Raw genomic sequence first — 25231 nt, forward strand, 5'->3', positions numbered from 1 at the left:
ACCACGGGAATTTCTGCGCAGTCGGGTATCACAACCCTAAGCGGGAAAAAGTGTCTGGATCTATGGGGTCAAATCCACCCGCAGGCCGAGCTGGTGCCGCACCTGAAGCAGGCCTACACCTCGGGCGGCTTCGGCCTCACCTACTTTGGTTCGACCCAGGGGGTGATGATCCGCCAGGACCCCTCCCTCAACACCGGCAACTATGACCCGCGCGAGCGGCCCTGGTATCAGGACGCGGTGAAGGCGGGGCAGCTCATCGTCACCGCTCCCTATGTCAGCGTCACCATGCAGAAGCTGGTGGTCACCCTCTCCGAGCCGGTGCTGCATCAGGGCGAACTGGTCGGCGCCGTGGGGGCCAACCTGGCGCTCGACAAGCTGATCGACGAGGTGCTGGCGATGCAGGTGCAGGGCGAGGGGTACGCCATGCTGCTCGACAGCAGCGGTCTCATCGTCGGCCACCCCAACAAGGAGCTGGCGCTCAAGCAGATTGGTGAGCTCTCCCCCGACCTGTCGGCGGCCACCTTCCAGCAGTGGGGCCGTGAGAACAACGAGTTGCACGCCGCCACCCTGGACGGGCGTGACGTGCTGCTGGCGGTGCAGCCGGTGGCGGGCACCGACTGGCTGCTGGCCATGGTGATGTATCGCGACGTGCTGGAGGCGCCGCTTGCCACCCTGCTGTGGCAGTTGGTGGGGCTGACTCTGGTGCTGATGCTGGTGTTCAGCGCCCTGCTCACCGCCATGTTCAAGTATCTGTTTGCCGATCTGGGCCGGGTGGCTGGTGCGCTGCACGACATCGCTCACGGCGAGGGGGACCTCACGGTGCACATCAACACTCGCAGCAAGGATGAGGTAGGTCAGCTGGCGGAGAGCTTCAATCAGTTCGTGGCGCGGCTGCACGGCATTGTCAGCCGGCTGCGGGACGTCACCGTCGAGCTGGCGGCCCAGTCCCGCTCCCAGGCAGCCGGCGCCCAGTCCCGCAGCCAGCGGGTGCGCCAGCAGCAAGACGAGATCGTGATGGTGGCGACTGCGGTAACCGAGATGGCCTCCGCCACCCAGGAGATCGCCGGCAACGCCGAGTTTGCCGCCACCACCTCGGGCGATGCGGTCAAGCTGGCGGTGGCCGGTCAGTCGCAGGTCGGCCAGAGCCAGCGCAGCATCACAGGGCTGGCGGACGAAGTGGCCGACGCCAGCCAGATCATTGTGGAGCTGGATGCCCACGCCCAGAAGATCAGCGGCATTCTGGCCACCATCAGCGGTATCGCCGAGCAGACCAACCTGCTGGCGCTCAACGCCGCCATCGAGGCCGCTCGGGCCGGCGAGCAGGGCCGCGGTTTTGCGGTAGTGGCGGACGAGGTGCGGGTGCTGTCGCGCCGCACCCACGACTCCACCGACGAGATCCAGCAGATGATCGAGACCCTGCAGCAGACCACCCGCCGGGCGGTGAGCGGCATGGAGGCCAGCCGCCAGCTGGCGGGTACCAGCGTGGAGGATGCGGAGTCCGCCAACCTGAGCCTGGGGCAGATCAACGAGGCGATCGGCGCCATCAGCGACATGGCGACCCAGATTGCGGCGGCGGCCGAAGAGCAGACCTCGGTCACCAGCGAGATCAGCCGCAACACCGAGAATATCCGCCACGTCTCTCAGGAGCTGGCCGAGCAGGCCAATCAGGAGGCGGCGCAGGCGGCCGAGCTGAAGGGGCTGACCGAGCGACTGGAGCAGGAGATCGGCCGCTTCCGGCTCTGATCATCCGGCGAACATCCATGCAAAAGGGCAGCCCGCGGGCTGCCCTTTCTTGTTTTGCGACAGGCTCAATGGGTCTGCTTGACCCAGATCAGCTGATCGGTGGTAAAACCCAGCGATTTAGCCTTGGCGACCAGCGCATCCACGTTGGCCTTGGGCGGATTGGGTGAGCGAGCGAGGATCCAGAGATAGTCGTGGTTGTAGCTGGTCACCAGCGAGAGCTGGTAATCGGGATCCAGTTCGATGACGTTGTAGCCGCCGTAGAAGGGGCCGAAGAAGCTCACCTTGAGCCGTGCTTCGTCCGGTTTGTCGACGAAGTAGGCCTTGCCCTCGGCTTCACGCCAGCTGCCATCGCTCTGCTTGCCGCGGTTGAGCACCTTGACCCCGCCGTCGTCGCGCAGGCTGTAGGTGGCGCTCACCTGCTCCAGCCCCCGCTCGAAGCTGTGGTCGAGGCGGGCAATCTCGTACCAGGTGCCGAGGTAGCGGTCGAGCTGGAAGCCGGTAACGGGGCGGATGCCGTCGGCGAGGCCGGTACAGGCCGTCAGCAGGCAAGCAGTGAGCAGGCAAAGCAGTGCACGCATGAACAATTCCTCTCTGGTTATCCCTCTATGATGCGCAGCTGACCTTCCCGAAAGCGGGAAGCCTGATCCGTCGGCGTGCTGCCGAAGAAGCGCTTGTACTCCCGGCTGAACTGGGAGTTGCTCTCGTAGCCGACCCTGGTCGCCGCGGTGCCCGCCTTGATGCCGTCGTGCAGCATCATCATCCGCGCCTTGTGGAGGCGAAACGACTTGATGTACTGCAGCGGCGAGGTGGCGGTGACCGCCTTGAAGTGGTGGTGGAAGGCGGAGACGCTCATATTCACCTCCCGCGCCAGCTCCTCCATGGTCAGGTTGTCGGCGTAACGCGACTCTATCATACGCAGCACCCGGGCAATCTGGCCCACATGGTTGTGGCGATTGGCGAGCGCCTGCAGCGCCGGGCCGCCCCCCTCGTGCAGGGCGTAGAACAGCATCTCCCGCACCGTCTGCGGTCCCAGCACCCGGGCGTGGTGGGGTTTGTCCATCAGATCGATCAGCCGCTCGGCGGCGCAGAACATGGCCTCCGACAGGGGCACCGAGTGCACGCCGCTCTTTTGCGGGGCAGGGGCGGGCAGGGCATCCCCCAGCTCCAGCAGCAACTCCTGCAGGGTCACCAGATTGATCTCGAGGGAGAAGCCGATGAGGGGTTGCTCGGGGGAGGCGAAGCACTCGCACTCGCAGGGCAGCGGCAGGGTCATCAGCAGGTAGTGGTTGGGGTCGTAGCGAAACACCTGGTCCGCCAGATAGCCCACCTTGTGCCCCTGCAGGATCACTATCATCCGCGGCTGATAGAGCACCGGGGTGCGGCCGTGGTATTCGGTGGTGTAGATGAGGCTCACCTGATCCACCGGCGAGGGGGTGATGCCGGGGGCGGTGACGTGGCGGGCCAGCTTGGCGGCGAGATCGGTGTAGCGGGTCTGCATGGGATACTCTTGGATTCTGTTTTGGCTGCTTTGTAGAAATAGGCAAAAATAAAGCAGGATGTTGCCTTGATGGTATTGGTTGTCTGGAGAAAAATGCAATCACATTTTTGCGGCCAGGCCGCCAGATACTCACAAAGGCAATGTCGATGAACAACTTTACCCTGCATACCCCGACCAAGATCCTGTTCGGCAAGGGCCAGGTCGCCCAGCTGCGTGAACAGCTGCCGCGCGATGCCCGCATCCTCATCACCTACGGTGGTGGCAGCGTGGTGCGCAGCGGTCTGCTGGCCCAGATCCGCAGCGAGCTGGCCGGCATGACCCTGTTTGAATTCGGTGGCATCGAGCCCAACCCCACCTATGAAACCCTGATGGGAGCGGTCGAGCTGGCCCGCGCCGAGCGGGTCGACTTCCTGCTGGCCGTCGGCGGCGGCTCCGTGCTCGACGGCACCAAGTTCATCGCCGCGGCCGCCCACTATGATCCGGCCCGGGATCCCTGGCACATCCTCGAGACCGTGGGCAACGAAGTGCGCTCCGCCATCCCGCTCGGCGCCGTGCTGACCCTGCCAGCCACCGGCTCCGAGATGAACATGGGCGCCGTGGTGACTCGGCGCAGCAGCGGCGACAAGGTGCACTTCTTCTCACCGTTCGTGATGCCGCGCTTCGCCGTGCTCGATCCGGTGCTCACCTACACCCTACCGGCCCGTCAGGTGGCCAACGGGGTGGTGGATGCCTTCATCCACATCCTGGAGCAGTACCTCACCTATCCGGTCAACGCCAAGGTGCAGGATCGCTTCGCCGAAGGCTTGCTGCTGACCCTGCTGGAAGAGGGCCCCAAGGCGCTGGTGGAACCGGAAAACTACGAGGTGCGCGCCAACATCATGTGGAGCGCCACCCTGGCGCTGAACGGCCTGATCGGGGCCGGCGTACCGCAGGACTGGGCGACCCACATGCTGGGCCACGAGATCACCGCCCTGCACGGCCTCGACCACGCCCAGACCCTGGCAGTGGTGCTGCCGGCCCTGCTGCAGGCCAAGCGCCAGCAGAAACACGCCAAACTGCTGCAATACGCCGAGCGAGTGTGGGATCTGCGCAGCGGCAGTGAAGCGGAGCGCATCGATGGCGCCATCGCCGCCACCCGCGACTTCTTCGAGCGGATGGGGGTCAAGACCCGGCTGCGGGATTACGGCGTGGCGGACGCAGGAATTGATACCCTGCTCGGCAAGCTGGCAGAACACGGCATGACCGCCATCGGCGAGCACGGCGATATCGACCTGGTGCAGAGCCAGCATATTTATGAGGCGGCCTGGTAAACGGGGCGCACTGGCCCGTCACCATCGAAACGATTAAATAGCAGGGGCCGGATCCGCTCATTTGGCGGGTAGCCGGCCCCTTGTCTGTTACAAAACAGTTACTTTTTTCGTTTTCGGCCCGATATCTGTGATCCGTGCGGATTTCGTAAGAACAAAAAGCGCTAAGATAGAGGGCCGGTAAAACATTTTTTTTGACTGGTTGGATCACTTTTTCCAGCGCTTTTTACTGGTATAAGTCGCTAATTTGGTTTGTTTTTTTAAATCATGGTCCGGGACGGGCTGAATTCTGTACGCGCCCCGCCGGGACTGCGGTTGTAATAAAACTCCAAAATTTGATACTAATCACCTTCGCGCCTGAAAAGCGGGGGCCTGGCCATGACAGGAGGTTGAGGTAAAGCCTACTGATTTTCATAACAAAGGGCCCGTGACCTGCACTTTGGTCATGTCTTGTTTCGCCAGAAATGCGACACTGGGCAGCGATTGTTTATTAACCATCAGGGAATAGTCATGCAGATTGGAATACCGAGAGAGAGTCTCGCCGGTGAGACCCGGGTCGCAGCGACCCCGGCCACCGTTGAGCAGCTGAAAAAGCTCGGCTTCGAGGTCGCCATCGAGGCAGGTGCCGGCCTGCTGGCCAGCTTCGATGATGCCGCCTTCGAGGCTGCCGGTGCCAACGTGGTGCCGAGCGTCTGGCAAGCCGACCTCATCTTCAAGGTCAATGCGCCGACCGATGCCGAGATCGCACAAATTAAAGATGGTGCCACCCTGGTGAGCTTCATCTGGCCTGCCCAGAACCCTGAGCTGGTCAAGAAGCTGTCCGCGCGCAACATCAATGTGATGGCGATGGACATGGTGCCGCGGATTTCCCGTGCCCAGTCCCTCGATGCCCTCTCCTCCATGGCCAACATCGGTGGTTATCGCGCCGTGGTGGAAGCCGCGCACCAGTTTGGTCGCTTCTTCACCGGCCAAATCACCGCAGCCGGCAAGGTGCCGCCCGCCAAGGTACTGGTGATCGGTGCCGGCGTAGCCGGTCTGGCCGCCATCGGTACTGCCGGTTCCCTCGGTGCCATCGTGCGTGCGTTCGATACCCGTCTGGAAGTGGCCGAGCAGATCGAGTCCATGGGTGGCGAGTTCCTCAAGCTGGACTTCGGTGGCGAGGATGGTTCCTCCTCCGACGGTTACGCCAAGGTGATGAGCGAGGAGTTCATCGCGGCTGAGATGGCGCTGTTTGCCCAGCAAGCCAAGGAAGTGGACATCATCATCACCACCGCCTTGATCCCGGGCAAGCCGGCACCCAAGCTGATCACCAAAGAGATGGTGGACAGCATGAAGCCGGGCTCGGTGATCGTGGACATGGCTGCCCAGGCTGGCGGCAACTGCGAATACACTGTGCCGGGTGAACTGCATGTCACCGGCAACGGCGTCAAGGTGATCGGTTACACCGATCTGCCGGGCCGCCTGCCTGCCCAATCCTCCCAGCTCTACGGTACCAACCTGGTCAACCTGATGAAGCTGATGTGCAAGGAGAAGGACGGCAACGTTGCCATCAACTTCGAAGACGTGGTGCAGCGCAACATGACGGTGATCCAGGCCGGTGAAGTGACCTTCCCGCCGCCCGCCATCTCGGTCTCTGCCGCCCCGCAAAAACCGGCTGCCGCCAAACCGGCTGCCAAGAAGGAAGCGGCCAAGCCCTCCAACAAGAAGTTCGTGTTCGGTGCCCTCGGCATCGCTGCCTTCGGTTGGGTTGCTGCCGTGGCGCCTGCGGCGTTCCTCTCCCACTTCACCGTATTCATCCTGGCCTGCGTGGTCGGTTACTACGTGGTGTGGAACGTTTCGCACGCCCTGCACACGCCGCTGATGTCGGTCACCAATGCCATCTCCGGCATTATCGTGGTCGGTGCCCTGCTGCAGATTGGGCAAGGGTCGACCCTGGTCACCGTATTGGCCTTCGTCGCCGTGCTGATTGCCAGTATCAACATCTTCGGTGGCTTCACCGTCACTCAGCGCATGCTGAAGATGTTCCGTAAGGATTAAGGGGGTTTAACGTGTCTCAAGGACTGGTAACAGCATCCTATATCGTTGCCGCCGTGCTCTTCATCCTCAGTCTCGCGGGACTGTCGAAGCAAGAGACGGCCAAGCATGGCAACCTGTTTGGTATTGCGGGGATGGCTATCGCCCTGCTCGCGACCGTGTTCAACCCGGAAACCAGTGGCGTGCACTGGATCATTCTGGCCATGGTGATCGGCGGTGCCATCGGCGTGCGTCTGGCGCTCAAGGTCGAGATGACCGAGATGCCCGAGCTGGTGGCCGTGCTGCACAGCTTCGTGGGTATGGCGGCCGTGCTGGTGGGCTTCAACAGCTTCATCGATCTGCACCCCTCCGCACCTGCTGAAGTGGTCGTGTCCGTCGGTTCCAACCTGGATGCGACTCTGGCAGCCGCCCGGGCGGCGTTCGAGCAGGCGGCAAGCATAGCCCAGGTCGAGCACCTCTCCGGCGCCATGCTGAATATCCACCTGGTCGAGATCTTCCTCGGCGTCTTCATCGGTGCGGTAACCTTCACCGGTTCCGTGGTGGCGTTTGGCAAGCTGCGTGGCCTCATCTCCTCCAAGCCGCTGATGCTGCCGCACCGCCACAAGCTGAACCTGCTGGCCGTGGTTGCCTCGCTGGCGCTGATGGTCTACTTCGTCAACGCGGGCGGTTCTACCTTCGCCCTGCTGGTAATGACCCTGATCGCCTTCGCTTTCGGCTGGCACCTGGTTGCCTCCATCGGTGGCGCCGACATGCCGGTGGTGGTCTCCATGCTGAACTCCTACTCAGGTTGGGCGGCGGCGGCGGCGGGCTTCATGCTCTCCAATGACCTGCTGATCGTGGTGGGTGCGCTGGTGGGTTCCTCCGGTGCGATCCTCTCTTACATCATGTGCAAGGCGATGAACCGCTCCTTCATCTCGGTGATCGCCGGTGGCTTCGGTTCCGACGGCGTGGCCTCCACGGCCGACCAGGAGATGGGCGAATACCGCGAAACCAGCGCTGAAGATGTGGCTGACCTGCTGAAGAACTCCAGCTCCGTCATCATCACCCCGGGCTACGGCATGGCGGTGGCGCAGGCTCAGTACCCGGTGGCTGAAATCACCCAGAAGCTGCGTGATCGCGGCGTCAAGGTGCGCTTCGGTATCCACCCGGTGGCAGGTCGTCTGCCAGGCCACATGAACGTGCTGCTGGCGGAAGCGAAAGTCCCGTATGACATCGTGCTGGAAATGGACGAGATCAACGAAGACTTCAGCGATACCGACACCGTATTGGTGATCGGTGCCAACGATACCGTCAACCCGGCCGCCATGGAAGATCCGGGCAGCCCCATCGCCGGCATGCCGGTGCTGGAAGTGTGGAAGGCGCAGAACGTCATCGGCTTCAAGCGCTCCATGAACACTGGTTACGCCGGTGTCCAGAACCCGCTGTTCTTCAAGGAGAACACACAGATGCTGTTTGGCGATGCCAAGGCCAGTGTCGAGGCTATCCTGAAAGCGCTGTAAGCGCCGGAGAGGACAGCAAAAAGGAGGCTTCGGCCTCCTTTTTTATTACTCACTTTTTGGTATATCCTCAGCCAATACATAGAGGAGATCACTGCATGGTGTGGCGTAAAGGATGGATCCTGCTTTGCCTCTGGTGGGGGTGGGCGGCACAGGCAAGCGAGCCACCAACCCTGACCCTGCTGACCGAGCTGTGGCCGCCCTATGTGATGCGGCTCGATGACGGCAGCCTGGGCGGTGCCGATCTGGAGCTGGCCCGCACCGTGCTCAAGCGGATGGGTTACCGGACCACGGTCAAGGTGCTGCCCTGGAAGCGGGTGCTGCAGGAGGCCAGGTTCCAGCGCGGTGATGCCATCGTCGATGCCTTCTTCGAGGAGCGCCGGCTGGAGTGGTTGCACTATCCTGATGAACCCCTCTCCCAGAGCGGGGAGGTGCTCTTCTTCCCGTTCGCCAGGCCCGTCGACTTCCAGGGGCTGACCAGCCTCAAGGGGCTGCGTATCGGTACCCAGGCCGACTACGCCTATGGCGAGGAGTTCCTCACCTCGTCCCTGTTTACCCGGGTGGCCATGACCGGAGAGAGCAACATGATCAAGCAGTTGCACCTGATGATGGCGGGACGGCTCGATGCCGTCGTGATGAACCAGATGGTGGGCCGTTACCTGCTCAAGGGGCAGGGGCTGCAGGAGCAGGTCGGCCACAGCGAAAAATTGGTGAGTGAGAGCAACCGCAATTTCCTCGCCTTCACTCACAGGCCCGGCAATGAACGGCTGGCCTATCAGTTCTCCCTCGCCCTCAAGGCGTTCAAACAGACCCCCGAATATCAATCCCTGCTGACCCGTTACGGGCTCTGACGCCTCCTGCTGCCGGCTGAACCAGGTCGGCAGCGACCTGTCGTGCGCTTGTTCACATTTTGTGGCACTTCACCGCCAGTTGGGCATAATGCCTGCGCAAAAAGCGAAGCGGCTCAAATTTATTTGAGTCCCATTGCTTTAGAGTTACCACAAGTTGATCGGATGGCCCAACGACTCAGGCGGCCCCGATCATCGGCTCGGCCCTCGACCGGCTGCAGCCGACCCGGCATCTCCCGCCATACTGGTTATATGTCGCTCCGCCACTGCGCGGTGGACAGCACAATGACAAGCCCGCATCGGGCACCGTGAACATGAGACACATCGCAATGAAAGCACAATGGACCGACTTTATTACCCTGCTCAAGCGTGAAGTGGTGCCGGCCCTTGGCTGCACCGAACCCATGTCGGTGGCGCTGGCGGCGGCCAACTGCCGCAAGCTGCTGGGGCAGGTGCCGACCCGCGTCAGCGTCTGGGTCAGCGGCAACCTGTTCAAGAACGGCATGGGGGTCGGCGTGCCGGGCACCGGCATGATAGGTCTGCCGGTGGCGGCCGCCGTCGGCATCACCGGCGGTAACCCGGATGCCGGGCTGGAGGTGCTCAAAGCCCTGACCCCGGCCCAAGTGGAAGAGGCCAAAAGCTTGTTGCCCGCCATCAAGGTGGATGTGAAGGACGTGCCGGACGTGCTCTACGCCGAGGTGCTGGCACAGGTGGAGGGGCACAGCGCCCGGGTGGTGATCTGTACCGACCATACTCGCATCATCCTGATGGAGCGTGACGGCGAGGTGCTGATGGCGCAAGACAGCGCCCCCGGCGTGCAGATCCAGGCTGCGCCTTCCAGCAAGCCAACCATGACCCTGCGCGAGATTGTCGAGTTCGCCCTGCAGGTGCCGCTGGCGGAGATCGACTTTATCCGCGCGGCGGCCACCATGAACCAGGCGCTGGCGGATGAAGGGCTGCAGGGCTATGGCCTGCGCATCGGCAAGATCCTCACCGAGCAGGTGGAGCGCAAGCTGCTCTCCGATGATCTGATGACCCTGGCCATGCGTTTGTCGTCTGCCGCCTCCGATGCGCGGATGGATGGCGCCATGCTGCCCGCCATGTCCAATTCGGGCTCCGGCAACCAGGGCATTGCCGCCACCATGCCGGTGGTGGCGGCTGCCCGCTTCCTCCAGGCGAGCGACGAGCAGCTGACCCGGGCGCTGGTGATGAGCCACCTGGTGGCCATCTACATCAAGACCTACCAGAACAAGCTGTCGGCCCTCTGTGCCGCCAGCACCGCTGCCATGGGGGCGGGGGCCGCCATCACCTGGCTGCTGGGCGGCCAGTTCGAGCAAATTAGTCACTGCATCAACAACATGATCGGCGACGTTTCCGGTATCATCTGCGACGGCGCGGGCAGCGCCTGTTCCATGAAGGTCTCTACCTCCACCTCTGCGGCAGTCAAATCGTCGCTGATGGCCATCAACAACCTGCATGTGCCCCAGAGCGAAGGCATCGTCTCCGACGATGTGGATCAGACCATCGCCAACCTGGGTCGCCTCTCCAAACAGGGGATGCTGGATACCGATATCGAGATCATCAACATCATGCGGGCCAAGCAACAAGGCAAGGCCGAGTGATGCAAGAGGGTGGCGCAGGCCACCCTCCGTTTTTCTGCCTGTTGACGCCACCCCGGCGACACCGGGGGGCGGGCCGCCACGATGCGGCACGTTTCAGGGGAGAGTGCGCACTGGGCACTCGCTCGTACACCTCGGGCCCGGCCCGATCATTTGGGGAATATCGTCATGACTCTTAGCGTTATAGGTAATCTGGCCATCCTGGTCATGTTGCTGCTGTTTCTCTATCGGTTGCAGCAAACCCACGTCAGCTTCACCCGCCGGGTCTTCTCGGGGCTGGGGCTGGGCATCCTGTTTGGCGCCGCCCTGCAGCTGCTCTACGGCGCCGGTTCCGACGTGCTGGTACAGACCGGCGACTACCTGGATATCGTCGGCAGCGGCTACGTGAAGCTGCTGCAGATGATCATCACGCCGCTCATCATGGTCTCCATCATCGGGGCCATCCTCAAGCTCAACGGCGGCACCGCACTCGGCAAGATCAGCGCCATGACCATAGGCGTGCTGATCTTCACCACCATGATTGCCGCCGGGGCGGGCATCCTGATGTCCAACCTGTTCGGCCTGACTGCCGAGGGGCTCACCGCTGGCGCTGCCGAGACCGCCCGTGGCGCGGCCCTGCAGACCACCCTCGGCAGTGTCGAGAGCATGTCCTTTGCCAAGATGGTGCTGGAGTTCATCCCGGCCAACCCCTTCCTCGACATGACGGGCGCGCGCAAGACTTCCACCATCGCCGTGGTGATCTTCTCCATCTTCATCGGTTTGTCAGCCACCGGTATCGCCCGCAAGAAGCCGGAGATCTTCGCGAGCTTCGGTCACTTCATGCAGGTCGCCCACGTCATCGTGATGCGGATGGTGACCCTGGTGCTGCGCCTCACCCCCTACGGTGTACTGGCGCTGATGACCAAGGTGGTGTCCGGCTCCAACTACGCCGACATCCTCAATCTGCTCAACTTCGTACTGGCCTCCTACGGCGCCATCGCCATCATGTTCGCCGTGCACCTGCTGCTGGTGGCGCTGGTGGGCATCAACCCGGCCCGCTTCCTCAAGAAGATCATGCCGGTGCTGGCCTTTGCCTTCACCTCCCGGACCAGTGCGGGTTCGATCCCGATGAACGTGCAGACCCAGACCAAGGCGCTCGGCATTCCTGAGGGGATCGCCAACTTCGCCGCCTCGTTCGGTTCCACCATCGGCCAGAACGGCTGCGCCGGCATCTATCCGGCCATGCTGGCGGTCATGATTGCGCCTACCGTGGGGGTCAACCCCATGGATCCGGGCTTCATCATGACCCTGATCGCCATCATCACCGTCAGCTCCTTCGGGGTAGCCGGCATTGGCGGCGGTGCCACCTTCGCCGCCTTGATCGTGCTCTCCGCGCTGGACTTCCCGGTGGCGCTGGCCGGTCTGCTGATCTCCATCGAGCCGCTGATCGACATGGGTCGTACTGCGCTGAACGTCTCCGGCTCCATCACCGCCGGTACCGTCACCAGCCGTCTGCTGGGGGAGACCGACATGGCGGTGTTCAACAATGAGCATGAGGTGTGTCTGGACGGCGAAGAGTCCACCATCTGATCCGTCTGTCCGGGGGAGTCGACTCTGCCCCGGCGAGCAACCAATGAAGAGAGCGGGGAGGGCATGCCCTCCCCGTTGCATGGAAAGGAGCGAGTATGAGAATCGTGATCATCGGTGGCGAAGCCGCCGGCATGAGTGCGGCGGCCAAGGCGCGCCGGTTGGCCAAAGAGGCCGAGATCGTGGTGTATGAGGCATCCGAGGTGATCTCCTTCGGCGCCTGTGGTCTGCCCTACTTCGTTGGCGACGAGTTTCAGGAGCCCGGCTACATGGCCGAGTTCACCCCGGAGCAGTTCGCCGCCAAGGGGATCGAGGTCAAGACCGGCCACCGGGTGCTGGGCCTGGATGCTGCCGCGCAGACGCTGACAGTGGAGCACAAGGGCGACACCTTCACCGATCGTTACGATCGGCTGATGATCGCCACCGGCGCCCGCGAAGTGATGCCCCCCATCCCCGGCCTGCAGCAGGAGGGGGTATTCGGCCTGCGCCGGATGGCCGACGGGCTGGCGCTGAAGGCGGCGGTACAAGACAAGAACAGTCGTCGCGCCGTGGTGATCGGTTCCGGCTTTATTGGGCTGGAAGTGGTGGAGGCGCTGGTGCATCAGGGCAAAGAAGTGCGCCTGATCGAGCTGGCGGACCGGGTCATTCCAGAGGCGTTTGACGAGGAGATCACCCAGCATATCGAGACCGAGCTGCGTGAGCAGGGAGTCTCTCTTCATCTTGGCGAGCGAGTTGAAGCGCTGCTGGGAGAGGGCCGGGTGACCGGCGTGCGTACCAGCCATGGCGAGTACGAGGCCGACATCGTGGTGGTCTGCACCGGGGTCAAACCCAATACCGAGTTCCTGGCCGATACCGGCATCGAGCGGCTCGGCAACGGCGCCATCAAGGTGGACCGGCAGGGGCGCAGCTCGCTGACCAACGTCTGGTCGGCCGGCGACTGTGCCAGCGTCTGGCACAGCGTCAAGCAGCAGCAGGTCTATGTGCCGCTCGCCACCATCGCCAACAAGTTGGGCCGCATGGTGGGTGAGAACCTGGCCGGTGCCGAGCAGGCATTCCCGGGCACTCTGGGTTCTGCCGCGCTCAAGGTGCTGGGGCTGGAGGCGGGCCGTACCGGTCTTTCCGAGCAGGAAGCCAAGGTGATGGGGATCGACTATCGCACCGTGGTGATCAAGGACAAGTGCCACACCAACTACTGCCCGGGTCAGTCCGACATTCACGTCAAGCTGGTCTATGAGGCAGGCAGCAAGCGGCTGCTGGGCGGCCAGATCCTCGGTCGCAAGGGGGCGGTACACCGCATCGACGCGTTGGCGGTGGCCATCACCATGGGGGTGACCACCGAGCAGCTCGGCATGCTGGACTTTGCCTACGCGCCGCCCTTCTCCCGCACCTGGGATGTGCTCAACGTGGCGGGCAACGTCGCCAAGTAACGCACGGCATGAAGGCGTGACTGATGTGCGCCGTCTTTCCCCATGCCGCCGGCACGGGGGTGGTAAAGGGGTATGTCGTTCATGAACGGCGCCCATAAAAAAACCGGAGCCAGGGGCTCCGGTTTTTCATTGCGTTGCTGCGCGTCAGCCGCGGCCGAGACGATTGTCCGGGTAGTTCTTGGCCAGCACTTCGCGGGCATGCTGGGCCAGGGTCGGCATCTTCAGGCTGTCGTAGGATTCAACCATGATCTCCAGCGCTTTCTCGGTTTCGGCCGTGTCGGGATAGGTCTCGACGATCAGCTTGGCGCGGTTGGCGGCGGCGATCAGCGCATCGCGCTTCACGTAGTACTCGGCCACGCTCAGGTCGTAACGGGCAAGCCGGTTCTTCAGACCGATCATGCGGGCACGGGCGTCGGCGGCATAGACGCTGTTGGGATAGTTCTGCAACAGGGTCTTGAAGTCCTGGAAGGCCTGACGGGCATAGGAGGGGTCTTTGTCGTCCCGATTGATGCCCAGGAAGTCCTGGAAGAAGTTGTAATCGCCGGCCATGTTGGTCAGACCGCGCATATAGAATACGTAGTCGATATTTTTATGCGCCGGATTGAGGCGGATAAAACGGTCGATATTGGCGATCGCCTGGGCAGTATCATCCTGCTTGTAGTAGGCGTAAATGAGGTCGAGCTGAACCTGGTTGGAGTAGGCGCCGAAAGGATAGCGTGAGTCCAAAGCTTCCAGTAACTCGATAGCATTCAGGTAGTTACCGGCATCCAGCTTGAGGCGTGCTTTCTGGTACAGGGTCTCCGGCGGTTCGTCCGGTACCTTGGGTTTGGTGCTGGAACAGCCTGTGATCAAGGTAGCGACCAAGGCGAGCGACATCAGCAGGTGAGACTTCTTTCCCATCAACAACATCCGGTCCATTTCCACGAAATTGGCAAAGTATCCGTTATGCTTGGCTAAAAGAAAAGCTAGAATACCCGGATTATTTCGAATTGATACCCCCCGCTCAAGAGACCATACATGAGCCAGCATATTGAACTGACAGGCGAATTCCAGGATCACCAATTCGGGCAGAGACTCGACCAGGCCCTGGCCGAATTGTTTCCAGACTACTCCCGCACCCGCATCAAGGAGTGGATTTTACAGGACAGAGTGACCCTGGATGGTCAGGTTGCCAATACCCCGCGCGAGAAAGTGCTGGCCGGGCAGAAGGTACATGTGGATGTCGAGCTGGCGGATGATACCCGTTGGGATGCCCAGAACATCGAGCTCAACATCGTCTATGAAGATGAACACATTCTGGTGATCGACAAGCCGGCCGGTCTGGTGGTTCACCCGGGTGCCGGCACGCCGGATGGCACCATTCTCAACGCCCTGTTGCACCGCTACCCCACCATCGCCGAGGTGCCTCGCGCCGGTATAGTGCATCGTCTGGATAAAGACACCACGGGTCTGATGGTGGTCGCCAAGACCATTCCGGCCCAGACCCATCTGGTGGAAGCGCTGCAGGCGCGCCAGATCACCCGTGAGTACGAAGCCATCGCCATCGGTCACATGACCGCAGGTGGCACCGTCGATGCCCCCATCGGCCGTCACCCGACCCAGCGCACCCACATGGCCGTGGTGCCGAATGGGCGCGAGTCCGTCACCCACTACCGGGTGCACGAGAAGTTCCGTGGGCACACCCGTCTGCGACTGCGACTGGAAACCGGTCGTACCCACCAGATCCGCGTCCACATGGCCCACATCAAGCACCCGCTGGTGGGGGATCCTGCTTACGGTGGCCGTCTGCGTCTGCTGCGCAACGCCACCCCCGAGCTGACCGAGGCCCTGCGTGGCTTCCATCGTCAGGCACTGCATGCCACCATGCTGAGGCTGGCGCACCCCATCACGGGTGAAGTGATGGAATGGCACTCCCCCACACCGCAAGACATGCTGGACCTGATGGAAGTGCTGCGAGCCGATACCCTGGCCAATCCGGACGATTTAGTCTGGAATTGATGAGCTGATGGAAGTGCTGCATACCAAGATCACCCTGGCCAATCCAGACGATCTGGTCTGGAACTGATGAAGAGGGCGGCTCTGCGACGATTCCTGCCGTAACCCGCCCTGCATGACCTGATATGGGGCCCCTTGACTGGTTGCAGCCAAGGGGCCCCATTTTATATGAAGGAAAGGAGCCACAGATGAAATGGATCGCACCCGACTGGCCGGCACCGGCCAAGGTCCGCGCCCTGTCGACCACCCGTGACGGCGGTATCAGCGAGGGGGTTTTTGCCGGCCTCAACCTGGGGGCCCACGTGGGGGACGAGCCGGCACGGGTCGAGGCCAACCGGACCCGGCTGCAGCAGGCGGCTGGGATCCCGGGCACTCTCAACTGGCTCAATCAGGTGCACGGCACTGCGGTGCATCCCGTCAGCCGCGACTATGACTGTGCGCCGGATGCGGATGCCGCCTGTGCACGTGAGGCGGGTCAGGCCTGCATCGTGATGACCGCCGACTGTCTGCCGGTGCTGTTCTGCAATCGGGCCGGCACCGTAGTGGCCGCCGCTCACGCCGGTTGGCGCGGGCTGCTGGGTGGCGTACTGGAGGCGAGCATCGCCGCCATGGGCTGCGAGCCGGACGAGATCCTGGCCTGGCTGGGTCCGGCCATCGGCCCCACTGCGTTTGAAGTGGGTGGCGAGGTGCGCGAGGCCTTTATGGCCGAGCAGGCCGAGGCGGCGGCTGCGTTCGTCCCTTCGCCCAGCGAAGGGAAATGGCTGGCGGATATCTATCAGCTGGCCTTGCTGCGCCTCGCTCGCGCCGGCATCACCGCCGTATATGGCGGCGAATACTGCACCTTCAGCGACAGTGAGCAGTTCTACTCTTATCGTCGCAACGGCCAGACCGGTCGCATGGCTTCGATAATCTGGCTGGCGCCCTGACGACGCTCCCCGCCCTGCATCTGGCAAGGGCGGGGATCCTGCCTGCTTCCCGCTTTGCAGAAAAAATAACCAGCCCTGCCCCTTGAAATAGTCCGTACGGGCCTCATCTTTCATTTCAGAAAGTTATGTTGTTTGCCGCGCAAGCGGCGTCTGCCTGTTTGAAGGGGGAGTGCAATGCGCCTCGATCGCCTGACCAGCAAATTCCAGATTGCTATTTCCGATGCCCAGTCTTTGGCACTGGGTCGTGACCACCAATTCATCGAACCCGTTCACCTGATGACCGCCCTGGTCAATCAGGATGGCGGCTCCATCCGTCCGCTGCTCACCCTGACCGGGATGGACATCAATTCTCTGCGCTCGCGCCTCGGCGAGGAGCTGGATCGCCTGCCGCGCGTCAGCGGCGTGGAAGGGGACGTGCAGCTCTCCAACGGCCTCGGCCGGCTGCTCAACGTCTGCGACAAGCTGGCTCAGCAGCGCAAGGATCAGTTCATCTCATCCGAGCTGTTCGTGCTGGCTGCCCTCGACGAGAAGGGCACGCTGGGCGAGCTGCTGCGCGCTCAGGGGCTGACCAAAGAGAAGCTCGAAGCGGCCATCGACAAGGTGCGTGGCGGCAAGAAGGTGGAAGATGCCAACGCCGAGGAGAATCGCCAGGCGCTGGAGAAATACACCATCGATCTGACCGAGCGGGCCGAGATCGGCAAACTCGACCCGGTGATCGGCCGTGATGACGAGATCCGCCGCACCATCCAGGTGCTGCAACGCCGTACCAAGAACAACCCGGTGCTGATCGGTGCCCCCGGCGTCGGCAAGACCGCCATCGTCGAAGGGCTGGCCCAGCGCATCATCAATGGCGAGGTGCCGGAGGGGCTCAAGAACAAGCGGGTGCTGTCGCTCGACATGGGGGCGCTGGTGGCCGGTGCCAAGTATCGTGGCGAGTTCGAGGAGCGGCTCAAGGCCGTGCTCAACGATCTGGCCAAGGAGGAGGGCAACGTCATCCTCTTCATCGACGAGCTGCACACCATGGTCGGCGCCGGCAAGGGTGAAGGTGCCATGGATGCGGGCAACATGCTCAAACCGGCGCTGGCCCGTGGCGACCTGCACTGTGTCGGTGCCACCACGCTGGATGAGTACCGCCAGTACATCGAGAAGGATGCCGCGCTGGAGCGCCGCTTCCAGAAGGTGCTGGTGGAGGAGCCGAGCGTGGAGGACACCATCGCCATCCTGCGTGGCCTGAAGGAGCGTTATGAACTGCATCACCACGTGCAGATCACTGATCCCGCCATCGTGGCGGCGGCCCAGCTGTCGCACCGCTATATCGCGGATCGCCAGCTGCCGGACAAGGCCATCGACCTCATCGACGAGGCGGCGGCCAGCATCCGGCTGCAGATCGACTCCAAGCCCGAGTCCCTCGACCGGCTCGAGCGGCGCATCATCCAGCTCAAGCTGGAGCAGCAGGCGCTGATGAAGGAGGACGATGACGCCAGCCGCAAGCGTCTCGAGCTGATCAATCAGGAAATCAGCGAAAAAGATCGCGAATACAACGAGCTGGATGAGGTGTGGAAGGCCGAGAAGGCCGCCCTCGCCGGCACCCAGCACATCAAGGCGGCCCTCGAGCAGGCCCGCCAGGATCTCGACGTGGCGCGCCGCGCAGGTGACCTGGGTCGCATGTCCGAGCTGCAGTACGGCCGCATTCCGGAGCTGGAGAAACAGCTGGATCTCGCCACCCAGGCCGAGATGCAGGAGACCAGCCTGCTGCGCAACCGGGTCACCGACGTGGAGATTGCCGACGTCTTGGCTCGCTGGACCGGCATTCCGGTGGCCCGCATGCTGGAAGGGGAGCGCGACAAGCTGCTGCGGATGGAAGATCAGCTGCACAGCCGGGTGATCGGTCAGGAAGAGGCGGTCGAGGCGGTTTCCAACGCCATTCGCCGCTCCCGTGCCGGGCTGTCCGATCCGAACCGCCCCATCGGCTCCTTCTTGTTCCTGGGGCCCACCGGGGTGGGCAAGACCGAGCTGTGCAAGGCGCTGGCCGAGTTCCTGTTCGATACCCAGGACGCCATGGTGCGGATCGACATGTCGGAGTTCATGGAGAAACACAGCGTGGCCCGTCTGGTGGGGGCGCCTCCGGGATACGTGGGTTACGAGGAGGGCGGTTATCTGACCGAGGCGGTACGCCGTCGCCCCTATTCGGTGATCCTGCTGGATGAAGTGGAGAAGGCACACCCGGACGTGTTCAACATCCTGCTGCAGGTGCTGGACGATGGCCGCCTGACCGATGGTCAGGGCCGTACCGTCGATTTTCGCAACTCGGTGGTGATCATGACCTCCAACCTCGGGTCGGATCTCATTCAGGAGCACCACTCCGAGAAGGACTACGACGAGATGAAGGGCATGCTGATGGAGGTGCTGACTCGCAGCTTCCGGCCGGAGTTCATCAACCGGATCGACGAGACCGTGGTGTTCCACCCGCTCGGCGAGGAGCACATCAAGTCCATCGCCCGCATCCAGCTCAAGAGCCTGATGGGTCGTCTCGAGGCCCAGGGTTACGAGGTGGAAGTGAGCGAGGCGCTGCTCGAGAAGCTGGTGCACGCCGGGTTCGATCCCGTCTACGGGGCGCGTCCCCTCAAGCGGGCGATCCAGCACAAGGTGGAGAACCCGCTGGCGCAAGCGCTGCTCTCCGGCCGTATTGTGCCGGGCAAAAAGCTGGTGCTGGGGGCCGACAGCAATGGCCTCACCATGAGCCAGTAACGGGTGTGTCGATGAAAAACGCAGGCCTCGTGCCTGCGTTTTGTTTTCAGAGGGAGCGAGATGCTGAAGTTTTCCGTGCTGGTGGATGACGACGTTCATCTGCCAGGCTGTCTGCCCGAGCGAGGGTTGGCACTGCTGCTGGAGTGTGACGGCCTCAGGGTGCTGTTTGACAGCGGCCGTGGCCGGGCGCTGCGCCACAACGCCGCCGTGATGGGGATCGATCTCGCCTCTCTCACCCATGTGGTGCTCTCTCACGGTCATTACGACCATGTGGGCGGGGTCGGCTCGCTGCCCGCCTATCCAAGACCCATCCCGCTCATCGCCTGTCCGGACGTGTTCTGCGAGCGGGGCTACTTCCTGTCGCTGCCCTTCTGGCGGCGCAACCTCTATCGCCTGTCGGGGGCGCTGGCTCGGGAGTCGCTGCCGGCCAGAGGCTTGCTTCCCCACTGCTCGTCCGAGCCGGTGTGGCTCTCGGATCGTCTGGTATTCCTCGGCAGCATTGTGCGGCGCGACCGGGCAGCGCCTTCGCTGCTCGGCTACATAGTGCGGGGTGGGCGGGTGGAGAAAGACCTCATCAGCGACGACTCGGCGCTGGCCTACAAGAGCGAGCAGGGGCTCATCGTCTTTATCGGCTGCGGTCACGCCGGGGTCGAGAACATCATCGAGTGGGCCAAGGAGGTGTGTGGCGACGAGCGGATCCACGCCGTCATCGGCGGCCTGCACCTGAAGTTTTCCGGCCCAGAGCGGGCGGTGGCGCTCGGTGCCTATCTGCAGGAAGAGGCGGTGGAGCGGTTGTTTGCGTGCCACTGCACCGGCAGCAGAAAGGCGGGGTTGCCGCGCCAGCACCAGATCGGGGCGGGTTTTGAGCACAGTTTTTCGGCGTAAAAAAAACGGCAATCCGAAGATTGCCGGGAGGAATGTAGTGAAGCGACCTGACGTGGGTTGAGCGGGTCGCAGGGGCAAGCCCCCGATTGCGAAGCGCGGCCACTGCTGGCCTCGCTTCTTACAGCCTGCCGGGGATGCGCTCGCTCAACCCCGACGGCCACCTGCCTGTTGCCATACCGGCGGCAATCGCGCCGGCATGGCTTTCATTCGTTACAACATGCCTTGCACGGCGGCTTTCATCTCGGCCGGCCAGACGCCGACCTGGACCTGACCTATGTGCTCTTTTTGCAGCAGCAGCATGGCCAGACGGGATTGGCCGATGCCGCCGCCGATGGTCTGCGGCATCCGTGCGGCCAGCAGATCCTGGTGCCAGTCGTACTGCAGGCGATCCTCATCGCCAGTGATGGCCAGCTGGCGACGCAGCGCCTCGGCGTCGACCCGGATCCCCATGGAGGAGATCTCGAAACTGTCTTGCAGCACCGGGTTCCACACCAGGATGTCACCGTTCAGACCGGCCAGACCCAGCTCGCTGTGGCTGCTCCAGTCGTCGTAGTCCGGGGCACGCACGTCGTGGCGCTCGCCGTGGGAGAGGGCACCGCCGATACCGATCAGGAACACGGCACCCAGCTCCTTGGCGATGGCACGCTCACGCCCCTTGGCATCGAGGTCCGGGTAGCGGGTCAGCAGCTCTTCGCTGTGCAGGAACTGGATCTCGGCCGGCAGGAAGGGGGTCAGCTCGTGCTCGGCGCAGACCGCGCGCTCGGTGGCCTTGATGGCGGCCCAGATGCCGCGCACGGTCTCCTGCAGGTAGGCCAGGTCACGGCGCTCACTCGGCATCACTTTCTCCCAGTCCCACTGATCCACGTAGACGGAGTGGATGGGGGTGAGGCGATCCTCGTCCGGACGCAGTGCCTTCATGTGGGTGTAGATGCCTTCGCCCGGGCCGAAACCGAAGCGACCCAGGGTCTGGCGCTTCCATTTGGCCAGTGAATGGACCACTTCGTAGCTGTGCTCCGGCAGGGTCTTCACCTTGACCTGCACTGCATTCTCGTGGCCAGAGAGGTTGTCTTGAGTGCCATCACCGACCCGGCTCAGGATGGGGGCTTGCACCTCCATCAGGCCCAGTTGTTGGGCGAGTTGGCGGGAGAACATCTCTTTGACGAAGCTGATCTGTTGCTGGCTGCGAATGTAGTGCTGTTTCATGCTGAATACCTGTCTTGAACCCGTTGGATGTGAGGATTCTTCAACAGATTGCCAACTAAATTCAATATTCGATAATAGAAATAGGCTTTGTGTATTTTTTTCTTCAAAATGCACCGGTAATTAATGATGAATCATCAAAGGGAGTGCAAAAAAGTGCCGGAAAATTATCGGATCGATAATCTCGATCAGGCCATCCTCACCGCCCTGATGGAGAATGCGCGCATTCCCTATGCCGAGCTTGCCAAACAACTGCTGGTCAGCCCGGGCACCATCCATGTGCGGGTGGAGAAGATGAAGCAGGCGGGCATCATCGAGGGAACGCGGGTGCAGGTGAACCCCAAGAAGCTGGGCTACGACGTTTGCTGCTTCATCGGCATCAATCTGAAGAGCGCCAAGGATTACCCCTCGGCGCTGGCCAAGCTGCAGGCGCTGGACGAGGTGGTGGAGGCCTACTACACCACCGGCCACTACAGCATCTTCATGAAGGTGATGACCCGCTCCATCGACGAGTTGCAGACGGTGCTGATCCACAAGATCCAGACCATCGACGAGATCCAGTCCACCGAGACGTTAATCTCGCTGCAAAACCCGATCTTGCGGGATGTGAAACCTTAAGGACTGAGGGACGCAGGAGATCCATGTCACAGGCGAAACCCTGATCTCACTGCATAGCCGATCTTGCGAGGCGTGCAGCCCTGACGGTCGGGATCAGGGCTCGATATAGGGGATGCCGTACTGGTCGTAGATGGCCTTGAGCCGGCCGTCGCGCTTCATGCGCAGCAGCTCGGCGTCGTAGGCCGCCATCAGGGCCGGGGTGGTGGCATCGGCCCTGGCCTTGGTCCAGACGGTGTAGTAAGGGCTGGCCTTGAGCGGCTTGGGCAGGTAATCGAGCTTGCCCTCCAGCCCCTCCTCCTTGATCTGGGCGAAGGCGGTGACCAGCGGCATGGGCACCACGTCGATGCGCCCGGCGATCAGCTTGCGCAGTTGCAGCTGGTTGATGGGGATCTCCTGGAAGTGATAGGCCGGGTCGGCGAGGGCGGCGGTCAGCTCCGGGGTATAGGAGAAATCCTTGGTGATGCCGATGCGCCAGGGTTTGAGGTCCGCCAGCGTGTCGTAGCGGATCTTCAGCAGGTCGGCCTTGCGCACGAAAAAGTGCCAGCTGTGGCGCAGGTGGGCCTGCTGGGGGTAGAGCAGATAGCGCTCCCGCTCCGGCTTGTAGGAGTGGGTCATCACCAGGTCGTAGACCCCGGTTTCGGCGTTGCGGGTCAGCCGGGCGCCGGAGTCGGTCAGCTCGATGCGGATGGGAATGCGCAGCTTGCCGAAGATGGTGCTGACCACGTCCACGTCCAGACCATGGGGAACGCCCTGCGCATCCAGAAACTTCAGCGGCGGCTCCAGGGTGCCACCGATGATCAACTCTTTGGCCTGCAGCCAGAGGGGGAACAACAGGCAGAGCAGAATGAATCTTCGCAAACCACATCTCCTGCACGGAATAGGGAATCGCTCGCGGGCATAATTCAAGTATATTGGCCCCTACCTGCAACAGAGGCGACCGCCGATGGCAAACCCTGAAATAGAAAGCGAGCTGGACGGCATCGACAGAGTGTCGGTCTGCCTCTATCGCCTTGGCTTGAGTCTGGCAGCCTTGCTGCTGCTGTGTCGAGGGGCAAGTCTGCTGCTCGGGCAGGATTTTTTGGCGCCGGCGAGCTGGCTGGTGGCGCTGGCCGTGGCCAGCGGGGTATGCGGGTTATGCTTGCATGTCTATGACAAGCGCATTCGCTTTGTGCTGCAGGGGCTGGGCTGGGGCGCCCTGCTGCTCAGTGCGAGCGGGGCGCCGGATGTGCTGGTGCTGGGAGCGGCGTTGGCCACCCTGGCGGGGCTGGCCTTCAAGGAGCAGTTCTGCTTCGCCATTCCGGGGATCAGGGCGGTCCCTCTGTTGCTGCCCCTGTTGTGGCTGCTGGAGCTGGCCGGCATCGGCTGGGCCGCCGCCCTGGTGGCGCTGGTGTGCGGGTTGCTGCTCTGCCTGCTCTCCTTGGCCAAGTGGCGCATGCCGCTGCACTTCGATATCGGCGACAAGGGGCGCTACCAGATCTAGGTGGGCAGGCAGCCCTTCATCTGGGTGTTGAGGGCCTGCATGACCTGCCGGCGGCTGATGATGCCGACGACCCGGTTCCCCTCCAGCACCGGATAGACCTTGGGTCTGGCCTCGGTCATCTGGCGGGCCAGATCCAGTATGCTGTCATCCGGGCTGACCGAGAGCGGTGTCCGGCTCATCAGATCCTCGACCCGGGTGCGGGTATCGCAGTGATAGCTGCCGGTGAGCAGGCTCGGGATGCAATCCTGCTCGGAGAGAAAACCGATCAACCGCTGCTGCGGGTCCAGCACCGGCAGGCCGCTGAGGCCTGAGTCATGCAGCCGATCCAGCGCCTCGGCCAGGCCGAGCTGCGGGGTGAGGGAGTGGGTCGAACGGCTCATGTGATCGCGGATCTGTAACATGGAAGTGGCTCCGTTAAGGTGGTAATGGCGCCACTATGCCCGCCGGGTGGCGGCCACGGCCAATGGCTTGTGCCGTGGGGATCGATAGGTATCCCCCGGCCGGACAATCAAGGAGAGGGTATGCGTGCATTGGTGACGGGGTGTGGCCGCCGGCTTGGTTTCTATCTGTGCGAACAGCTGGTGGCGGCGGGTTGGCAGGTGACGGGCAGCTATCGCAGCGAACGACCCGAGCTGGCGCGGCTGCGGGCGCTGGGGGTCGAGCTGGTGCAGGCGGATTTCGCGCGCGAGGAGGAGGTCGGCAAGCTGATCGAGGCGCTGGCGGTCCATCAGGATCTGGCGCTGGTGATCCACAACGCCTCGGCGTTTGAGCCGCAGGCGGCGGATCCGGCGGCGCAGCTGGCCCAGTTTGATCAGTTCTACCGGGTGCACATGGCGGCCCCCTTCCAGCTGAACCGGGCGCTGGCGCCCCAGCTGGCGCGCAACGCCAATGCCGGCATCATTCACATCACCGACATCTACATCCACGCGCCGGCACCCCAGTTCGCCAGCTATGTGGCCACCAAGGCGGGGGCCCACTCGCTGGCCATGAGCTTTGCCCGCGAGCTGGCACCCGCCGTCCGGGTCAATACCATAGAGCCGGGCCCCATTCTGTTTCTCGACGAGCATGGCGATGCGTGGCGCCAGCAGGTGCTGGCGAAGACGCCGCTGGCGCGGGAAGGGGGGCTGGCGCCCATCTGGCAGGCGGTTCAGCTGTTGATGCAGAACGACTACATGACCGGGGCCAGCATCCGGGTGGATGGCGGCCGCGGTCTGGCCGTCATCTAGGGTCAGCGCAGGAGTGCGGCGGGGGTCGCTATCTCCTGTTGCAGGGCGATGGGGGCGAGACCGACCTGGCGCTCCTCGATCACCTTGCCTGCCATCAAGCGGGTATGCAGCGGCAGGGTCACCTTGCGATCATGCACCTGGCCACGGCCATAGAGCTCCGCCAGCAGCTCGTCGAGATAGGCATCGACCCGGGCGGTGGAGAAGTCATCGCTCTGGCTGCTGGCCAGGATGTCGATGTCCAGCGGCCGGTCCAGCACCTTGCAGCGCGGATCGCTGCGATCCCGGCCGTGGGCCAGCTCCATGGCGACGAAGTGTGCCTTGAGCTGGTGCGGAGCCAGCTCGCTCTCGGCGACGAACAGGCAGTTGAGGAAATCATGGCTGGAGTGCATCCCGACCGGCTTGGTCTGGATCACCGAGCTCAGCTGCAGGCGGCCAAAGTGCACGAGCAGCTCGCCGACCGCCTGACTGACGTGCTGATGGGGGTCAAGATTCGATCCAATGCTACACAGATAGAACATGTCACCGGTCCTTGGATGGGGCTCATCTGAAATTCATACACAGCTCACGGTTATCGGGTTAACTATGCATTAACATCGGTTTGTCTGTTGTGATCAG

General features: G+C 62.8%; 22 protein-coding genes. 15 read left to right on the top strand and 7 right to left on the bottom strand.

Annotation, left to right across the window (positions count from 1 at the left end; translation table 11 throughout):
* On the top strand, positions 1 to 1743 hold a 1743-nt coding region (locus PG899_RS16550; RefSeq protein WP_270697510.1), incomplete at its 5' end, for a methyl-accepting chemotaxis protein.
* Positions 1744 to 1808: 65 nt separating this feature from the next.
* Here PG899_RS16550 and PG899_RS16555 read toward each other — a convergent pair.
* Complete coding sequence (locus tag PG899_RS16555) at positions 1809 to 2321, bottom strand: lipocalin family protein (protein ID WP_113995695.1); 513 nt, start codon at positions 2319 to 2321, stop codon at positions 1809 to 1811.
* Between the two features lie 17 nt (positions 2322 to 2338).
* Entirely contained in the window at positions 2339 to 3241 is a 903-nt protein-coding gene (locus PG899_RS16560; protein ID WP_010635812.1) for an AraC family transcriptional regulator, read from the bottom strand.
* Between the two features lie 146 nt (positions 3242 to 3387).
* On the opposite strand from PG899_RS16560, the gene yqhD reads away from it, so the two are divergent.
* The 7 genes from yqhD (at position 3388) to PG899_RS16595 (ending at position 13538) form a co-directional block, all read left to right on the top strand.
* Positions 3388 to 4551, top strand: a complete 1164-nt coding sequence (yqhD, locus tag PG899_RS16565) for an alcohol dehydrogenase (protein ID WP_026080327.1) — start codon at positions 3388 to 3390, stop codon at positions 4549 to 4551.
* Positions 4552 to 5058: 507 nt separating this feature from the next.
* Positions 5059 to 6585, top strand: a complete 1527-nt coding sequence (pntA, locus tag PG899_RS16570; RefSeq protein ID WP_113995696.1) for a Re/Si-specific NAD(P)(+) transhydrogenase subunit alpha — start codon at positions 5059 to 5061, stop codon at positions 6583 to 6585.
* 11 nt (positions 6586 to 6596) lie between these two features.
* Complete coding sequence (pntB, locus tag PG899_RS16575) at positions 6597 to 8081, top strand: Re/Si-specific NAD(P)(+) transhydrogenase subunit beta (protein ID WP_041216802.1); 1485 nt, start codon at positions 6597 to 6599, stop codon at positions 8079 to 8081.
* 95 nt (positions 8082 to 8176) lie between these two features.
* The gene (locus tag PG899_RS16580; protein WP_041216801.1) at positions 8177 to 8929 is read left to right on the top strand and encodes a substrate-binding periplasmic protein; all 753 of its coding nucleotides are present in this window, start codon (positions 8177 to 8179) and stop codon (positions 8927 to 8929) included.
* Between the two features lie 311 nt (positions 8930 to 9240).
* Positions 9241 to 10548, top strand: a complete 1308-nt coding sequence (locus PG899_RS16585) for an L-cysteine desulfidase family protein (RefSeq protein ID WP_162498778.1) — start codon at positions 9241 to 9243, stop codon at positions 10546 to 10548.
* A 165-nt stretch (positions 10549 to 10713) separates the two neighbouring features.
* Entirely contained in the window at positions 10714 to 12114 is a 1401-nt protein-coding gene (locus PG899_RS16590; protein WP_113995698.1) for an L-cystine transporter, read from the top strand.
* Between the two features lie 95 nt (positions 12115 to 12209).
* A complete protein-coding gene (locus PG899_RS16595) occupies positions 12210 to 13538 on the top strand; it encodes a CoA-disulfide reductase (protein WP_113995699.1) in 1329 nt (442 codons plus the stop codon).
* A gap of 144 nt (positions 13539 to 13682) precedes the next feature.
* On the opposite strand, the gene PG899_RS16600 is transcribed toward PG899_RS16595, so the two are convergent.
* A complete protein-coding gene (locus PG899_RS16600; protein WP_029302292.1) occupies positions 13683 to 14438 on the bottom strand; it encodes an outer membrane protein assembly factor BamD in 756 nt (251 codons plus the stop codon).
* Between the two features lie 117 nt (positions 14439 to 14555).
* On the opposite strand from PG899_RS16600, the gene rluD reads away from it, so the two are divergent.
* The 4 genes from rluD (at position 14556) to PG899_RS16620 (ending at position 20092) form a co-directional block, all read left to right on the top strand.
* Positions 14556 to 15536: a 23S rRNA pseudouridine(1911/1915/1917) synthase RluD gene (gene rluD, locus PG899_RS16605; RefSeq protein WP_113995700.1), complete on the top strand. Its 981-nt coding sequence runs from the start codon at positions 14556 to 14558 to the stop codon at positions 15534 to 15536.
* A gap of 185 nt (positions 15537 to 15721) precedes the next feature.
* Complete coding sequence (gene pgeF / locus PG899_RS16610; RefSeq protein WP_113995701.1) at positions 15722 to 16459, top strand: peptidoglycan editing factor PgeF; 738 nt, start codon at positions 15722 to 15724, stop codon at positions 16457 to 16459.
* 174 nt (positions 16460 to 16633) lie between these two features.
* Positions 16634 to 19207 (top strand): ATP-dependent chaperone ClpB, encoded by a 2574-nt coding sequence (gene clpB / locus PG899_RS16615; protein ID WP_113995702.1) that lies wholly within the window; start codon positions 16634 to 16636, stop codon positions 19205 to 19207.
* Positions 19208 to 19267: 60 nt separating this feature from the next.
* Complete coding sequence (locus PG899_RS16620; protein ID WP_113995703.1) at positions 19268 to 20092, top strand: MBL fold metallo-hydrolase; 825 nt, start codon at positions 19268 to 19270, stop codon at positions 20090 to 20092.
* 210 nt (positions 20093 to 20302) lie between these two features.
* On the opposite strand, the gene asnA is transcribed toward PG899_RS16620, so the two are convergent.
* Positions 20303 to 21295, bottom strand: coding sequence for an aspartate--ammonia ligase (gene asnA, locus PG899_RS16625; protein ID WP_016352287.1), 993 nt, complete (start codon positions 21293 to 21295; stop codon positions 20303 to 20305).
* Between the two features lie 153 nt (positions 21296 to 21448).
* On the opposite strand from asnA, the gene asnC reads away from it, so the two are divergent.
* On the top strand, positions 21449 to 21910 hold the full coding sequence (gene asnC, locus PG899_RS16630) for a transcriptional regulator AsnC (protein ID WP_011707730.1): 462 nt from the start codon (positions 21449 to 21451) through the stop codon (positions 21908 to 21910).
* Between the two features lie 93 nt (positions 21911 to 22003).
* Here the strand turns inward: asnC and PG899_RS16635 are convergent, their stop codons facing one another.
* Positions 22004 to 22768, bottom strand: coding sequence for a substrate-binding periplasmic protein (locus tag PG899_RS16635; protein ID WP_060390782.1), 765 nt, complete (start codon positions 22766 to 22768; stop codon positions 22004 to 22006).
* A gap of 85 nt (positions 22769 to 22853) precedes the next feature.
* Here PG899_RS16635 and PG899_RS16640 point away from each other — a divergent pair, with 85 nt between their 5' ends.
* Positions 22854 to 23390, top strand: coding sequence for a DUF2301 domain-containing membrane protein (locus PG899_RS16640; protein WP_041216795.1), 537 nt, complete (start codon positions 22854 to 22856; stop codon positions 23388 to 23390).
* On the opposite strand, the gene PG899_RS16645 is transcribed toward PG899_RS16640, so the two are convergent.
* The gene (locus PG899_RS16645) at positions 23387 to 23791 is read right to left on the bottom strand and encodes a CBS domain-containing protein (RefSeq protein WP_029304913.1); all 405 of its coding nucleotides are present in this window, start codon (positions 23789 to 23791) and stop codon (positions 23387 to 23389) included. The two genes, PG899_RS16640 and PG899_RS16645, sit on opposite strands and share 4 nt — an antisense overlap.
* Before the next feature lie 120 nt (positions 23792 to 23911).
* Between PG899_RS16645 and PG899_RS16650 the strand changes: the two genes are divergently transcribed.
* Positions 23912 to 24616, top strand: coding sequence for an SDR family oxidoreductase (locus tag PG899_RS16650; protein ID WP_043164177.1), 705 nt, complete (start codon positions 23912 to 23914; stop codon positions 24614 to 24616).
* Positions 24617 to 24618: 2 nt separating this feature from the next.
* Here PG899_RS16650 and PG899_RS16655 read toward each other — a convergent pair whose 3' ends face one another.
* On the bottom strand, positions 24619 to 25134 hold the full coding sequence (locus PG899_RS16655; RefSeq protein WP_045788838.1) for a 2-amino-4-hydroxy-6-hydroxymethyldihydropteridine diphosphokinase: 516 nt from the start codon (positions 25132 to 25134) through the stop codon (positions 24619 to 24621).
* Between the last annotated feature and the right edge of the window lie 97 nt (positions 25135 to 25231).

Source organism: Aeromonas sp. QDB39, from assembly GCF_027707585.1.
GTDB classification, from domain to species: domain Bacteria; phylum Pseudomonadota; class Gammaproteobacteria; order Enterobacterales; family Aeromonadaceae; genus Aeromonas; species Aeromonas hydrophila.